Annotated in this window: 13 protein-coding genes and 3 pseudogenes; 8 read left to right on the top strand and 8 right to left on the bottom strand. The window is 37.5% G+C overall.

Features of this window, described 5'->3' with window-relative positions:
- From PVV64_RS08965 to PVV64_RS08940, 6 genes are all read left to right on the top strand, one after another.
- Positions 1 to 3,104 (top strand): type ISP restriction/modification enzyme (locus PVV64_RS08965; RefSeq protein WP_273760685.1); only part of this gene is annotated, 3,104 nt, incomplete at its 5' end.
- A 1,656-nt stretch (positions 3,105 to 4,760) separates the two neighbouring features.
- Positions 4,761 to 5,486, top strand: a complete 726-nt coding sequence (locus PVV64_RS08960; protein ID WP_273760684.1) for a hypothetical protein — start codon at positions 4,761 to 4,763, stop codon at positions 5,484 to 5,486.
- Positions 5,487 to 5,570: 84 nt separating this feature from the next.
- Positions 5,571 to 6,338 (top strand): hypothetical protein, encoded by a 768-nt coding sequence (locus PVV64_RS08955; protein ID WP_273760683.1) that lies wholly within the window; start codon positions 5,571 to 5,573, stop codon positions 6,336 to 6,338.
- 100 nt (positions 6,339 to 6,438) lie between these two features.
- A complete protein-coding gene (locus PVV64_RS08950) occupies positions 6,439 to 7,218 on the top strand; it encodes a hypothetical protein (protein WP_273760682.1) in 780 nt (259 codons plus the stop codon).
- 1,597 nt (positions 7,219 to 8,815) lie between these two features.
- Complete coding sequence (locus PVV64_RS08945) at positions 8,816 to 9,127, top strand: type II toxin-antitoxin system RelE/ParE family toxin (protein WP_273760686.1); 312 nt, start codon at positions 8,816 to 8,818, stop codon at positions 9,125 to 9,127.
- Entirely contained in the window at positions 9,108 to 9,392 is a 285-nt protein-coding gene (locus PVV64_RS08940) for an addiction module antidote protein (protein WP_273760681.1), read from the top strand. Before PVV64_RS08945 ends, PVV64_RS08940 begins: the two co-directional genes overlap by 20 nt.
- A gap of 36 nt (positions 9,393 to 9,428) precedes the next feature.
- Here PVV64_RS08940 and PVV64_RS08935 read toward each other — a convergent pair whose 3' ends face one another.
- The 4 genes and pseudogenes from PVV64_RS08935 to PVV64_RS08920 all read right to left on the bottom strand — a co-directional run.
- A complete protein-coding gene (locus PVV64_RS08935) occupies positions 9,429 to 9,809 on the bottom strand; it encodes a hypothetical protein (RefSeq protein WP_273760680.1) in 381 nt (126 codons plus the stop codon).
- 21 nt (positions 9,810 to 9,830) lie between these two features.
- Entirely contained in the window at positions 9,831 to 10,955 is a 1,125-nt protein-coding gene (locus PVV64_RS08930; RefSeq protein ID WP_273760679.1) for a N4-gp56 family major capsid protein, read from the bottom strand.
- A 94-nt stretch (positions 10,956 to 11,049) separates the two neighbouring features.
- Positions 11,050 to 11,943 carry a hypothetical protein gene (locus PVV64_RS08925; protein WP_273760678.1) on the bottom strand — a complete coding sequence of 298 codons (894 nt, stop codon included), beginning with the start codon at positions 11,941 to 11,943 and terminating at the stop codon, positions 11,050 to 11,052.
- Between the two features lie 13 nt (positions 11,944 to 11,956).
- Positions 11,957 to 12,268 (bottom strand): annotated as a pseudogene (locus tag PVV64_RS08920) (phage portal protein); the annotation flags it as partial.
- 163 nt (positions 12,269 to 12,431) lie between these two features.
- On the opposite strand from PVV64_RS08920, the gene PVV64_RS08915 reads away from it, so the two are divergent.
- Positions 12,432 to 13,598, top strand: a complete 1,167-nt coding sequence (locus PVV64_RS08915; RefSeq protein WP_273760677.1) for a site-specific integrase — start codon at positions 12,432 to 12,434, stop codon at positions 13,596 to 13,598.
- 207 nt (positions 13,599 to 13,805) lie between these two features.
- Entirely contained in the window at positions 13,806 to 14,006 is a 201-nt protein-coding gene (locus PVV64_RS08910) for an AlpA family transcriptional regulator (protein WP_007347430.1), read from the top strand.
- A 219-nt stretch (positions 14,007 to 14,225) separates the two neighbouring features.
- Here the strand turns inward: PVV64_RS08910 and PVV64_RS08905 are convergent, their stop codons facing one another.
- From PVV64_RS08905 to PVV64_RS08890, 4 genes and pseudogenes are all read right to left on the bottom strand, one after another.
- A complete protein-coding gene (locus PVV64_RS08905) occupies positions 14,226 to 14,627 on the bottom strand; it encodes a hypothetical protein (protein ID WP_273760676.1) in 402 nt (133 codons plus the stop codon).
- Entirely contained in the window at positions 14,624 to 15,415 is a 792-nt protein-coding gene (locus PVV64_RS08900; RefSeq protein WP_273760675.1) for a filamentous hemagglutinin, read from the bottom strand. Before PVV64_RS08900 ends, PVV64_RS08905 begins: the two co-directional genes overlap by 4 nt.
- Positions 15,403 to 15,816, bottom strand: a pseudogene (locus PVV64_RS08895) (hypothetical protein). Before PVV64_RS08895 ends, PVV64_RS08900 begins: the two are co-directional and overlap by 13 nt.
- Positions 15,813 to 16,161, bottom strand: a pseudogene (locus tag PVV64_RS08890) (filamentous hemagglutinin); the annotation flags it as partial. The pseudogenes PVV64_RS08895 and PVV64_RS08890, both read right to left, overlap by 4 nt.

The raw sequence follows: 16,161 nt of genomic DNA, 5'->3' as shown, positions 1-16,161 counted from the left end.
GGGTTTCTGCTGAAGAGGCTTTAAAATACAACAAGAGATACAGTGTTGTCTGGCAAGTGATCAATGCTTTGCTTTCCCATGATGAGAACTTTGAAGTAACCCTTAACCAGATGATTTTAGATCAAGATGTCAGTCATACTTTAGAGATTGTTGCCTTAAAGAGTATGACCACGGTTGAAGATAAAATCTATGTTTATGAGAAACCAGAAAGCGCAGGGCTTGAGATTGGAAAAGCAGCCTATGAACCTCGTCATAATTATAAAGGGCAAATGAGATTACCCTTTTATAAAGAGTTTCCCAATGCCCTTAAAACTCTTTTGGCTAAGAAATTTACCCTTGCAGATTATTGGGGCATATGGGCTGGCAATGTTGCTGAGATTGCACAAAACCATATCAATCGTCTTAAAGATATCCTATCCGATGAAACCAGTGAAGCCTATCACGCCTTTGATGGGTTTTATAAAGAACTCAAAAACAACTTAAACAGTGAAATCAAACAAGAGGAAGCTCTTGAGATGTTAGGACAACATCTTGTCACGCGTCCCGTGTTTGAAGCCTTGTTTGAGGGCAATGAATTTGTGCAAAACAATGCTATCTCACAAGCCATGGAAAAGATCTTAGCTGAGTTGGATAAAACCAATATTGAAGAGGTCTCTCAAGAATTACAAGAGTTTTATGACAGTGTGAAATTCCGTGCCTCTGGGATTACCTCCCCCCAAGCAAGACAAAACCTTATTATCAAGCTATATGAAGATTTCTTTACCAAGGCATTTAAGAAAACCACCGATAGGCTTGGGATTGTTTACACCCCCGTTGAGGTTGTGGATTTTATCATTCATTCCGTTGATGAGGTTTTACGCAATGAATTTGGAAAAAGCCTAGGATCACGTGGTGTTTCTATTCTTGACCCTTTTACTGGAACGGGTACCTTTATTACACGGCTTTTACAATCCAATCTCATAAAACCAGAGGATATGGAATATAAGTTCCGTCATGATATCCATGCCAATGAGATTGTTCTCTTAGCGTATTACATAGCAGCGATTAACATTGAATCGACCTATCATAGTCTTATGAAAGGAGATTATATACCATTCAAGCATATTGGTTTAACCGATACGTTTCAAATGCTTGAAAAAGAAAGTCTGCTACAAAAATTATTTAAAGAAAACAGTGAATATTTAGAACATCAGAAAAATCTAAATATCAAAGTTATTTTTGGAAATCCCCCTTATTCTGTAGGACAAAAAAGTGCTAATGACAATGCAAAGAATAATCCTTATCCAATCTTAGATAACCGTATTCGTAAAACTTATGCTGCTCAATCAAATGCAAGTCTTATACGAAATCTGTATGATAATTATATCCGCGCTATTCGCTGGGCAAGTGACCGTATTGATAATGCTGGGATTATAGGCTTTGTTTCTGGTTCTGGTTACATAGAAAAGTCGACAATGGATGGTTTACGAAAATCTTTAGCCAAAGAATTTACCAGTATTTATGCATTTAATTTACGGGGGGACATTCGTAAAAATATGTTAAGCAATGGAAGAGCTCAAGAAGGTGAGAATATTTTTGGTAATGGAAGCATGACGGGTATTGCTGTCACATTGTTTATCAAAAATCCTAATGTTTCTGGAGATTGTAAAATTTACTATCATGACATTGGTAATAATCTCACGACAAAAGAAAAACTGACAACTCTCGAGTATTTTGGTAGTATTGATGGCATCAAAAATAAATCTAGCTGGCAAATCATTACACCAGATGAACATGGTGATTGGATTAATAAACGTGATAATAGTTTTGAAACATTTTTAGCTATAGGTAATAAGAAGGGTAATAATAAAAAGCTTTTTGAAATGTTTTCACTTGGTATTTCAACCAATCGTGACGCTTGGGCTTATAATTCCAGTCTTGACGTTTTAGCTGAAAACATGAATAATATGATTACTTTCTATAATCATGAAGTAAAACGTTTTAATGATGCTTGTGCACATTCTGACCGAAAAATGCGTATTAATGCTGTAGACAATTTCGTAAGTTCTGATGCTAAAAAAATCAGTTGGAGTCTTAATCTTAAGCAATATTTAACTAGCGGAAAGATTTTTGAGTTTGAAAATGCATGCCTTATTCAAAGTCTTTATCGTCCTTTCACACAGCAATGGCTCTATTATAGTCGCATGCTCAATGAAGCAGTATCCAAAATACCATATATATTTCCTATAGAACAGGTGGTCGAAAATAAAGTGATTCAAGCTACCGGTATAGGAGCAAGGTGTGGCTTTTCTGTATTAATGACTAAGACTTTGCCTAATTTAGATGCAATAGAAAAAGGTCAATGCTTTCCAAGATATTTTTACGAAAATGTTGAAACTTCAAAAAATAAGAAACAACCCCATTTATTTACAAACTCTACAGAAGAAAGTGAAAATGTTGGTTTACAGAGGCGTGATGCTATTACGGATGAGGGATTAGCACATTTTAAAGCGGCTTATCCTAATGAGATTATCACTAAAGATGATTTGTTTTATTACGTTTACGGTCTTTTACACTCAGAAGATTATCGTACTCGCTATGCTGATAACCTTTCTAAAGAATTGCCTCGCATTCCTTGTGTAAAAACTGCTGATGATTTTTGGATGTTTGTTACAGCAGGACGTGAACTGGGGCATTTGCACGTAAATTATGAAGATGTAGAACCTTATCCTGTGACCTTTAAAAAAGGCAATCCAAAACAGACAGAGATCTCTAATCCTAAAGAATTCTATTACGTGACTGAAATGAGATTTTCTGGGAATAGTAAGGAAAAAGATAAATCGACTGTTTTTTACAACAGCAATATCACAATAACAGATATTCCTCTTGAAGCTTATGAATATATAGTGAATGGCAAGCCTGCTCTTGAATGGGTTATGGGGCGTCAATGTGTTAAGACTGATAAAAAGAGTGGTATTGTGAATGATGCCAATCGCTATGCTGTTGAGACCGTTGGAAACCCTGCTTATCCATTGGAGTTATTCCAAAGGGTTATTACTGTAAGTTTAGAGACAATGAAAATTGTTAAGAACCTACCCAAATTAGAAATTAGAGAAACTGAATAGACTTGCCATGTTCACATGATGGGTATGATAAATTCACAAAGGGTATAAGGTCTTATAACTATAGGTTTTATACCCCTTTTATAAATTGCTTACATATATAAATTGCTTACATACAATCTTAAAAGGAACGTTTATATGCGTTCTTCTAAAAAGAAATCATTTGCACTTTTAAACACTGTCATTTGGATTGCTTTAAGACTTATAAGAAATCCACTCTTAAAGTGAATTAGATTTTTTTACATTGCCTTTAAGAGATTATACCGTAATCTCAAATGATAGCTTTATAGCTTTCAAAAAACCTCTTTAAAGAGAGTTTTGTATCTTCATTTTGCTTATAGGTTTTGTCTGTTTTAAAAACCCCCAAAACCCCTACAAAACCCTCTTAAATATATATTAAAGATTGTATTTATGTGTTGTATTTAATATAGGTTGTTTATTTGAAACATTAACTTATTGAAATATAACAACTTTTATTTTGGATTAAAAAAATAAAATGATAATGGGTAAAAAGAACCCCCAAAACCCCCAAAACCCCCAAAACCTCTAAAACTCATAACCATAAGAGCCTTGATAGCATAGCTTATGATTATAACTGTCTTTTGAAAGGCTTTAAGAGATCACATGCTTCTTTCATAAAGCACGTTTTAATCACTCACTAAAATGATCACTTTTGTCAGTTCAATTTACAGACACAAACTGACAAATATACATTTACAGTTGTATTTATTTGTTATGGCTTTTTTAATAAGTTGTATTTTGAAAAAGAGATAAAACTTAACATATTGAAATATAATGTTTTTAATTTTCTCTCATTTGAAAAAAATAATAGAGGATCTAGAAACAACTGACAAGATTGACAAAAGTCTATTAAAAGCGATTTTGCTAATCTCTATAGTTATCAATCTCTCTTTAGATGTTTTCATAACAAGCTACAAATCGCAATTATCCTATTTATCGTTTCTCTTATGAAAATAAAAAATAATGCCATGGCTATAAGAGCTATAAGAATATAACAGCTATAGAGAATATATAAAAACAGCAGGCTTTCATAATTACAACGCAAATGAAAGCATTGGCTACAAAGATAGTCCCTATAAAAGCTATTAAGTTGCAAATGTGTTATAAAAGAAATTAACAGAAATCTTTAAAAACCATTTAGTGAAAAATAGATACATCATAAAACTAAAAATACGCATCATGAGAGCGCTTCTCAATATTATAAATGTATAGATTCAGAAAATAACGCAATCGTTTTATAACGCCTATAATATAGCTTTAAAAGCATATAATACAAAAGAAGCAATTAATAAGCATATGACAAATATATACACATAATGCATTTAAAAAATACAAAAAAATATCAAAAAAGATAAAATATTAATTGACAATAAATACGTATTTTGTTATATAAATAATCAAGTGATCAAAACACTTGCGAATAGCGGATAGGTTACGAAACAGCCTTTCCCATGCCTTGTAAAATACTGATTGTCTTTTATGCTTTAACAAGCATATAATGATTTATATCGGGTGTAGTTACGCCATACAATACCCTTTTATGGGGAAAGCGTAACAACGGACTATTCGCCGTGTTTTGAGCACCCGATGCCCTTATAGGGTGTCAATTTCAAAACAATTTAACGAATAGGTGTAAAAATGAATTCTATTGTTAATACAGAAAAAAGATCTCCAAAATACGAATTTATTGATGATTGTGAATATATCGATGGTCATTTCTTAACTCGCATTAGAGCCTTAAGAGATTTTGGAGATGTCAAAAAAGGCGATTTAGGTGGCTATATTGAAAATGAAGATAACCTCTCGCATGAGGGCAATTGCTGGGTGTATAATAAAGCCCGTGTCTTTCAAAATGCACGCGTCTTCGGAAATGCTAAAGTAAAAAGCTTTTTTGTAGACGTTTATGGCAATGCACAAATTTATGGAAATGCTATTTTTGAAGGAATGACATTAAAAGACAATGCAAAGCTTTCTGGCAATGCACATGCTAGCAACGCCGTTATAATTGAAGGCAATGCACAAATTTATGATAACGCCCGTGTCACTGATCATGCTCATATTTCCGATAATGCTGTCATTTGTGATGATGCTCATGTCGGTGGCAATGCCAAAATAAGTGGCTCTGCTTACATTTGTGATGAATCGCGTGTTTTTGATGATGCGATTGTTTGTGATGCTCTTATCTCTGGAAATTCTTATATACATAGCAATGCTTCTTTAACTGCTAATGAAGATATTGATGATGATGCATATCCTGAGTTTGGGAGTGAAGATGATTATTATCGTCATGAATATTATGCTGATTTTGAAGGCTATTATGATAATGATGATGATAACAGCGAATATGAAAATGATGCTGCATAAATAAAAGCGCGGGCGGTGCGGGGGCGCCTTTCTTTAAAACATCTCATTTTAAAATTTAACGAATATAAACTTAGGGAGTGACCTATGGCTGCTATAACTGTATCTAAAAAATATGAACTTACTAATGAAAGCACAGAAATTAAAGATAACGTGATTAAAAAGATTATAAGACTTTATCGCATTAAGGCATTAAGAGACTTTGCTGATGTCAAGGCTGGTGACCTTGGTGGCTTTATTGAAAAGGAAAGCAACCTTTCTCATGAGGGCAATTGCTGGGTGTACGATAATGCCATGGTTGCTACAGATTCCTTTGTTTCTGACAATGTACAAGTGCGTAATAATGCATGTGTTTATAGAAGTTCTAAAGTATCTGGCAACGCTGTGATTATGGATAATGCTCAGGTTTTTTATAATGCGAAGATTTTTAAAAATGCAAAAATTTGTGATAACGCAATGGTAAATGGTGTTGTTAGTGACAATGCTGTTGTTTGCGAAAATGCACAACTCTCTTTTCTTGCTTGTGTTTCTGATAATGCACAAGTTTCTGGTAGTGCTCATGTGAGTGGCAAGATTTATGGCAATGCAAAAATATCAGGGTCGGCTTGTATTTATGGGGGTGCTAAGATTTATGATAATGCTTGTATTTCTGATAGAGCTACTATTTCTGAGAATGTAGAGGTTTTTGGCAATGCACGGGTTTGTGATAATGCGGTAGTTTATAGCAAGCCCTCTACTGATGGCTGGGCTAGAACTGAGAATGTAAAAATCTCTGGCAACGCTGTAATTCATGGCAAGCAAAAAATTTGTAATGATACTGATGGTAGTGAACAAAGCAAAAATAAAGCAGCATAATTGAAGGCATGGGCGTGCGGTGCGGGGGCGCCCCTCTTTCAAATTTTCCATTCCAAATTTTAGCAAATGTTTAACACATTCAATTGTGTGAGGTATTCTTATGTGCAAAAAATACGAATTAACTAGAGGAAGCAAAAAAATTAAACATGCTCTGACTAGAAAAACTATCAATCTTTATCGCATTCGGGCTTTAAAAGATTTTGATGATGTTAAGACGGGGGATTTAGGGGGCTTTATTGAAAAGGAAGCTAATCTATCCCATGAGGGCAATTGCTGGGTTTATGATAAAGCTTGTGTCTATGGTCATGCCCGCGTTTCTGACAATGCAAAAATACGTCATTTTTCTCAAATCTGTGGTCAAGTCTATGGGAATTGTGAAATCTATGGCAAGGCTTTCATCTCTCAATATGCAAAAGTTTATGACCATGCTTGTGTCTATGGCAATGCTCATGTTTATGGCAATGTTTATGGGTATGCCCATGTGAGTGGGGGCGCCCGCGTTTTTGCTGATGCTCATGTTTATGATTATGCGCATGTTTCTTATGATGCTACGGTTTTGGGTTATGCAAGGGTCTATGGTCGTGCCATTGTTGCTGGCTCGGCTCATATTCATAGCTATGCTGAGGTTTATAATTATGCCTTTATTAATGGTCGTGCCCAAATTTATGGCAAGGTCTATGGCGGTGCTTTGGTGGGCGGTTGTGCTGAAATTTATGGCTCTGTTTTTGGCAATGCCAAGGTTTTATTCTATACGAAGGTCTGGGGTCGCGCTTATGGCAATGCGAAATTAACCAAGAGAAGCAAAGTAAGGAAAGTTCCTATAAATTATGAGGTTTATGAAAGCGATAACCTTGTCAAGATTGTTGATGAAACAGAATAAAGAACGGCGGGGGGGGCGCCTTCTTACAGCTATAAACGCATCATAAGATACATTCCTTAAAACGTATCATAAAAGAGAGAACTCTAAAAAAGAAAGCCGTATCAAGTAATATGACGCGGCTTTCTCATCACGTTTCTAATGATCTAATAATCATCCACAATGGCGTAATAAATGCATATATACAAAACGTATCAATAAAACGCCCTCCTATTTGAAGGAAGTCATTTGAAATAAAGCACATGATCAAAATGCCTCTTTAAAATCTATCAAGAGAAATGCCTATTAAGTGAAATGTCTATAACAAAACCCGTTTTTCTATTTATACGCATTGGTTTTTAAAAGTAGCTTTTCATAAGACAAATAAACAAACGTTTTTATAGAATTTAAGGGTTTCAAGATTTGCTCTATTTGCTCTGCTGTAAAATCTAGATCTTTGTTTTTTCGTAAATGAAACAATGAAACGTTCTTAAGAGCAAATGATAACTAAGTTTATAGCTGTTATAAAACATCAGTTTCAAATGTTTAAACGTTTCCTTAAAAAGGTTCTTATAAGCGTATTTTTACTTTTCATTAAAACCTAATTTCTTTGCACATTAACCAGCTCAAATTCGAGCTCGTTATCTTTAAAAGAGAGCATTCTTTAAACAGGGTAACTTTTGACTCAAAATTTAGAAAAATCTCATGCCTTATGACATTATAATGGTTTTGAATTTTGCTTGCTTATCTTTGTTTCAATAGGTGCCTCCAAATTTGGATTGACCCCATTTGGTTTCGTATTTTTAAACTATAGTCTTTAAAACGTTTTTTATTACCATGTCTAAGGTATATAGTATTCTACTTCTACGGCATTATTCGCCTCCATTTTTTTGTGGAAGCGAATAGAGTTCCATCATTTAAAACTCACTATAAACCATATTCATTAAAAGGTTTTCGCATCATAAGATATAACGTTTTGAATTTCATAACTGTTGTGATGATATGTTTGTATAATGACTGCCTATCATTTTCTAAATTTTTAGTAAGCGCTTTAAAAGCGATTTTGTCTTTTTATACACCCTTAATGAATTACACTTATAAGCTTATAAAAATTTTAAACGATTATTTTCCTTTTAAGGTTTCGCTCAAAAAAGAGCAAAACTCATACCATTCTCTAAACGCATGCGATTTTTGAATGATAAAAACGTATCATAAAATTTATGAACTGTTATGAATGATAGCTGCTTTTCATTTCATTTGAATGCACACATGCGTTATAATATTTACATCATGATTTGCTTTTTATGGTCTATTCATACATGGCAATCTTCTATAAAAAATGGTCAAATGAATCATGCATAAAAAGATGGATTCTTAAGTGGATTCATATAAAATAATTGAACGCAACATATTGACTTTATTGTGTTTTTTATGATAATATCTTGAATGACCGATACAAGATGTGCAAGCGTTCCTCTGTGACGAAAAACATCTTGGTGATCTTGTATCGGTCCTCCCGTCCTTACCCTAATATAATGGCGTGCCATCACAACACCTTTCTATGAAACATAAAAATGGAAACTGACTTGACATGATACATCATGTGCACTACAGTGCTCATATGGTAGCGATAATAAAAACAACAGATGAATTCGATAGATGGTTAGAAAAGCTTAAAGATAGAAAAGCTTCCACTATAATTCTTGAAAGACTTCGTAGAATTCGTTCAGGACTTTTCGGTGATGTTAAATTCTTTCATGGCATAGGAGAATTACGTATCCACTATGGGGCTGGTTACAGAATTTATTTTGCCCAAAAAGGCGATAAAATCATTATATTGCTTTGTGGTGGAGACAAATCCACACAATCCAATGATATTCACAAAGCCCTATCTCTTTTAGAGGATCTTAAAAATGAAATTGAAAACCTTTAACTTTGAAAAACATCTCACAACACCAGAAGCTCAAGAAACCTTTTTAAATGAAGCCTTTAAAACGGGAGATGCAGCTTATATTGCCGATGCCCTTGGTCTTGTTGCTCGTGCTCAAAATATGAGTGCTTTAGCAAAAGAAACCAATCGCGAACGCAGTGGATTATACCGCTCCTTAAGCAAAACGGGCGACCCCAAGCTTTCTACCTTAGTCGCTGTATTATCTGCCCTTAATTTGCAACTCTCTGTACAATCTTCTACTTCATAAATTGAGGGGGGAGTTGATAAATCTCTCCCCTTCATTTCAGTGATTGCTCACGAACTGCACAACCACAACACACTCGCCTGCTGCAGTGGTTTTATCACGGGTTGCGTAAAGGGTAGTCTCCTTATCATCTCCAACAAAAGCCTTTTGATCTGTTGGCGTAAAGTCCTGTACGCTTTGGGTCTTGATCTCTTTCTCACTGTATTCGCTCCCCCCATAAGTGTTCCCTATCTTCAATTTCGCATCTGGAAACGCTGTCTTCACAAAGGCTTTTATCGACGTAATGACAGCTCCACGAGGTAAGATCCCTATTTTCTCTGTAAGATGCTTATCTTTATGTGAGATATTCAATCGTAAGAAACTCACCTGTTGGGTGTGAAGATTTCTGCCCTGCAATGGGGCTGGTAAATGATCTGCCATCTCTTTTTTCCTTCTTAATAATTATGCTGCTTCACCGCTGTAGGTGGGGATAACAATCGTTCCAAAATCTTGCGCTGTCTGTGCACTACCTGGCATTTGGAAACGGGTTTTCTTCATGCCTATTAGCGTTTTGGCGGCAACACCAAATTCACGTTCATAATCAAAATATTCTTCCTTAAGAGTATAATGCGTTGCACTGTGATTTTTCCCAAAACCTATCACTGCACTTTGGGCTCCTAAGAACACCGCACGACGTACACTTTTTACCGCTGTATTATCGGTGGATTTAACACCGTGGGTGACATGAATTGCCTCACGTAAAACAACACCATTATACATGCCAAGCGAACCATCAAAGATGGGGTTCTTCGCACGAGACGTTGCATAAACAGATTTTTGGATATCTAACCATTCACCAGCGGCTGTATTGGTACGCAATTGCATCACTTGGGTTGGGTGCAAATACAAAACATATACATCATCACCGTTGACATGGACCGGAGTGATTTGCGGATTAGCTAGTTTGGCTTGTTTTACCGCTTCATCAATCAATTTTAAACTAAAGCTATGTTTGGCTTTATCGTTGAGATCTTCATCCTTGGTTTTGCCATCAGGACGGATAATCCGTTCACTGCTTGGCGCCATAATCGGATTAAAACCATAATGAACCGGCTTAATATAGACTTCTCGACCATCAACACTGAGAGTGCTTGCTGTATAACCGCATACTTGAAGAAAGAACATGATGCTTAAACGATTGGCATACCAGCGAACCAAGCCTTCTTTGGCTTTCTTGCGTAAATTCGGTAGAATTCTCTGTTGATCAATCGAGTCATCATTGGCGACACGTGCTGCATGTAAGAGCTCGTTAATAACCAACCTATCATTCATAAATTGAAGCGCTTCTTCATTCCCCTCTAAGGTTTCTCCCTGTGTGACACCATCCCCAAACAAATTCACAAGCAGGCTAAATGTAATGCTATCCCCTGCACTCTTATGGGTTTCGTTGTAAAGCTGGATTATACTGTTCGAGCTTTTCCCTATCAACGGGGCTATTTTCGTTGCTTTTAAAACTTCATTGCTTAATTTTTGTGACCACAGTTTCACCGCTTGCGGATCATGGGTCATAATATGTGTTGTTGCCATTTTTGATTTCACCTTTCTTTGCTGTAAAAAAAACCGGCTTTAAGCCGGTGGAAAACCCGCATCAAAAGCGGATTATGCTGTTAATATCTGTTGCCTAATCTGGATTTGCACCCATGATTTCGTAAAAACGCGCTTCATTCTTCGGATTAGATATCCAAACATCAAATTCTTTCTCTGACATATTGGCAAGAGCCTCTTTGGTCATCGGACCAACACTTCCCCCTCCACCAGAGGCTGTTAACGTCCTCGCAGAATTCTGACGACTCTCAAGCGCTGCAACTTGATGATGAGCTTGTACGACTTGGTTCTGATAACCGCAGTTTTGGGCTATCTTATAAAGCTCTTCTGCCGGATTGAGATTTCTTTGTGCACACGTCGCTACAATCGTACGCAACTCATCCCCTATAATCGCCTCTATCGTGCTCTTATTGGCATAATCTGGATAAACGCTTGACCATGCATTCAACTGCTTCGCACGCGTCTCATAAAGAAAATTCGCAGCTGCATCAAAATCACTGTACTTCCCTTTTACAGACGTAACGGAGTTTTCTAAAAACTGATTAAGATGCATATCATGCTGTTGCTGTTCAAATGCCTGCCTGTGGGCGTCCTGCTGGGCACGAATAAACGCATCTTGCTCTTGAAGTTTCTCTCCCATCCACGCCATATAACCAATAATATCTTGACTAGGATCGGGTGGGGCTCCTTTTCCATCAACTTTGGAGATCTGTGATGGCGCTTCATAAAACTTAGAAAGCGCTTCACGGGCGGACTTTGCTTGTTCTTCAGCACGTTGCTGTTCTATACTGGAGATTGTAATCTCTGAAGGCTCATGAACCGGTTCTGCTCCAACCGGATCTGAAGACGCTACATCATCACTGTCAACCACTCCTCGATCATGATCACTCTCAAAAGAGCTCTCATCATCATAAACAGCTGGTTCTTGTGCATAATCTTCATTTAGTCCTTCATTCATTTGTGCATCCATTCTTTTACCTCTCTTAAATGCTTCTTCCTCGATATGTTGCTGCTCGCTCCCGCATGATTTGATGTTGCGTTTGTTCATTGAGTATGCGCTGGCGTTCAAGCTCATGGCGTTGCTGCATCAATTCCGCTTCTAACTCTGCTCTCTTTTGACGCATGAACAATTCAATCTGCTTTCCTTGCAAATCCATCTGCTGCATCTGGGCTTTGGCGGCAATATCCTGCTGCTTTTCTTGCAACTTCATTTCCTGCTCTGGATTCATCTGCTGGGATTGTTGTGCCATTTGCTGCTGCTGTTGAAACTTCTCACTCACACGACAAAGCGTTGATTTATAATGATATTTCACTGTTTTGCATGTTGAGTGAGAGTCTCGAATAACGTAAGATTCTCTCATTTCAAACTTGCTTATCTTGAATCAATCAAAACCACTCATTTGCACATAACAAGCGGGATGAGTGTGTGGATCAAATTTGTATAAGAAAGGACTAAAAATGGCTCTTATGAACCGTCTTAATGCAAGGGCTGTCGCAACATTGGGGGCTGGTAAATATAATGATGGTGCCGGCTTGCTTCTTCATAAGCGTAAAGATGGTGGCGCTCAATGGATTTACCGTTATACCATTCACGGGCGCCGTCGCGAAATGGGATTGGGGGCTTTAAGAGATGTCTCTTTAAAACAAGCCCGTGAATTGGCAACGGGGTGGCGTTCTATTCTTCGTGAGGGTCGTGACCCTATTAAAGAGCGCAATAAACAAAAGCGTGAAGCAATAACCAATCTCCATTACTTAAAGGACATTGCTCTAGATGCTTTTGAAAGTCGTAAAGCTGAATTAAAAGGGGATGGAAAAGACGGAATCTGGTTTGCACCTTTAAAACTGCATATTCTTCCCAAATTAGGCTGTCTGCCGGTTTCTGAGATTACCCAAACAGAGATACGCAACACGCTTGCCCCTATTTGGCATACAAAAGCTGCAACAGCAGAGAAAGCATTAATACGTCTTAATCTTTGTCTCAAACATGCGGCTGCATTAGGATTGGATGTTGATTTACAAGCAACAGAAAAAGCACGTGCTCTCTTAGGCAAGCAACGTTATAAAACGCAAAATTTTCCAGCTATGGATTGGAGAAAGGTTCCGGCTTTTTATAAAACACTTTGTGAAGCATCAACCCTAACACAACTGGCTTTACGTTTGCTTATCCTTACAGGCGTTCGTACAAATCCTATACGCCATATTCATAAAGATCAAATTGATGGTAATATATGGACTATTCCTGCTGAAAATATGAAAGGAAGGCGTGATGCTACAACAGAATTTCGCGTCCCTTTATCTTCTGAAGCATTAGAAATTTTAAAACAAGCGCGCCTTTTATCTCGCAATGATTTCTTTTTTTCTGCAACAGGTCGGGGTCCCCTTGCTGCACGCTGTATGTCACAATATATGCAACAGATTGGAGTAAAAGCTTGCCCCCATGGCTTTCGTTCTAGTTTACGCGATTGGCTTGCTGAAACAACCGATGCCCCCTATGAGGTCGCTGAAACCATTTTAAGTCATACCGTCGGGGGTAAAGTAGAGCGCGCCTATCGTCGGACTGATTATTTAGAACAGCGTCGTATCTATATGGATAAATGGGCGGCTTATGTCACAGGTCAATCTTAAGATATGGGGTGCATAACCCCATTATCTGTGGATAACTTGCTCTCTCTTCTCTCATATCATCTCAATTAAGCTCATAAATTATCACATCAGAAAATGTATAATAAAATACTGTTTTTTATAGACTAAATACCTTTCCAATAATTCAAAAATATGGTTAATAAATACTTATGATTTGTTCCCATTTTTTACTCTTGAAAGGAAATTATAATGACAGAAAACGATATTCTTTTAACTGACCGTGAAAGTGCAAAATTGCTTCATATGAGTGTCTCAACATTCCGCCGTCATGTCACCAATGGCTCTTTACCAAAGCCTTTAAAATTCGGCTTTTTATCCCGTTGGTTACAATCGGATCTTTTGAATGTCATAGAGCAAGCGAAACAGCAACGTTATAACGACGTCGCATAAAAGAAAACCTTGTCACGTAAGGACGGACAAGGTTTCCCATTTTCACTCAAAGAATGAATAGCAAAATCCGTTCTGTAACGCAACATTATAGAATTAGTAAGTGTATTCCTTGTTGTCATATTGCTCCACAAACAATGCTAAAATGGAAATGGAAGGAACACCCCCCATAGACATGCGAACACATGCTGTGGGGATTGTACTTTCCATCAACAGCAAGATTTAAGGATAGCATTCATATTGTTCTGGATGTTTTTTACAAAACGGGCTGTTTAAGCGCTTCTTGACACTGCGCTGTGGAATGACTGCGCCTGGACGACAAATCGGCAAGTTTTCGGCTTTATGATTTTCACACATAGTCCCGCCCCCCACTTTATCACGGAAACCTGCTTGAATCATGCAAGCTTCAATGGTTCCTATTGCATTGTTACTTAAATTTCTGTTTTCTGGAAATACATCATAAGGAGCTGGCATGCCACATTCTAAGAGGGCTTTTTTTACTTCAAGCTGATTTGCTCCTGATTTCTCCCACACCATGAAGTATCCTGGAGGAGGTTTATTAAACTGACATCCAATTATAACTAATAATGCTGTGCAACTCAATAATCTTAAGATTTGTTTCATTTTTTACTCCTTGATTTACTTAAAGGTCTTTGTTCACGATGAGATGTGCCATAGCGTGCCCTACACGTATCACCCGCATCTCCAAGACACGTATGAGGATTATAAGGATCTGTGAACATTTTCCATGCTTCTTTCCACCAATTACTGCCAGCAGGTGCTGTCCCATAGGTATAATCATTGCCGCCAATCACTCTGCTGACAAAGTCATATTTATGCCCATCAAAGCCTACTGTGGTTTGTTGGCCATCACTCACATAACTTATAAGACCGGCTGCAGACAAACCATTAAAGGCTGGTCCATAGAAATTGATATCCGTGTTTTTGTTAGCTATCCCGTGCACACCTTCTTGTTTGAAAGAATTCAGCATATTTCCTAATGTCATCCCACCGCGACTATGTCCATAAAGTTCTAACCCTCTAAGTCCATAACCATACATCAGATCTTTTGCTTCTTGTGTGGAATTGGTCAGACCCCAAAAGTTATTTTCCAGAAACTTCTGATAACCTGCTACCAAAAGTTCTGAGATGGCAGAATCGGCTTCTGGGAATACAACAAAATAAAGCGGTACATTTTTATCCTTGGCATGTTGCACTGCATAAACAGCAGCTTCCTCTGGTGGTGTAAAGATGCCATTAAAGGAGACATGCACCTTGCCATCAGAACCTTTTTGTAAATGCTGCTTTCTTTTTCCAGCTTTAATGAAATGAAAGGAACAATCCCGCACAAGCAAGAGGACACATGGCTGTGGGGATTGTTGATCATTACCAACAGCACTTAAGGTTTGCATTCAGGTTGTTCTGGATGCTTTGTACAAAACGGGCTGTTTAAGCGCTTCTTGACACTGCGCTTGGGAATAACAGCACCTGGACGACAAATGGGTAAGTTTTTCTCTTTAAAAGTATAACACCACCCTCCCTCATGTTCATCTTTATAGCGAAATCCTGATTGAATCATGCAAGCATAAATTGTTGCATCCTCATTAACACTAAGCTTTCTGTTTTCTGAATCTTCACCATAAGGCGTTGGCATGCCACATTCTAAGAGGGCTTTTCCTACCTCGGTAAAGTCTGCTCCGGGCTTCTCCTACATGCTGAGATATCCTGGAGGAGGCCTATCGATGTTTTCAATACCACATCCAGCTATACTCAAGGGAATGAGCCCGCTTAATAGTTTTAAGATGTGTTTCATTTCTTGCTCCCTGATTTAATTGAATATATTGTTTGGCGATGCTTATAAGAATCCCCATAAGAATATCTACAGCCTTTATCCGCATGACCATAACAAGCATGGACAGTAGGATAAGTCGTAAATATTCTCCATGCCTCGTTCCCAGGACTACTCCCTGAAGGGATCTGATCAAAAGTAGCAGGATTTCCACCAAACTTTACACCAACAAAATCATATGCGTGGTTTTCTAAACCGACAGAGGTTTGCTTGCCATCACTTAAATAATCGAGCGTATTTGCCATCGATTGAGCATTATAAGCAGGACCAAAAAGATTGATACTTGTGTTGCCTGCTATGCTGTGAATA

The sequence above is a fragment of the Bartonella sp. ML70XJBT.G genome (assembly GCF_028618575.1).
Classification (GTDB): Bacteria; Pseudomonadota; Alphaproteobacteria; order Rhizobiales; family Rhizobiaceae; genus Bartonella.
This window is presented reverse-complemented; position numbering and strand designations above follow the sequence as displayed.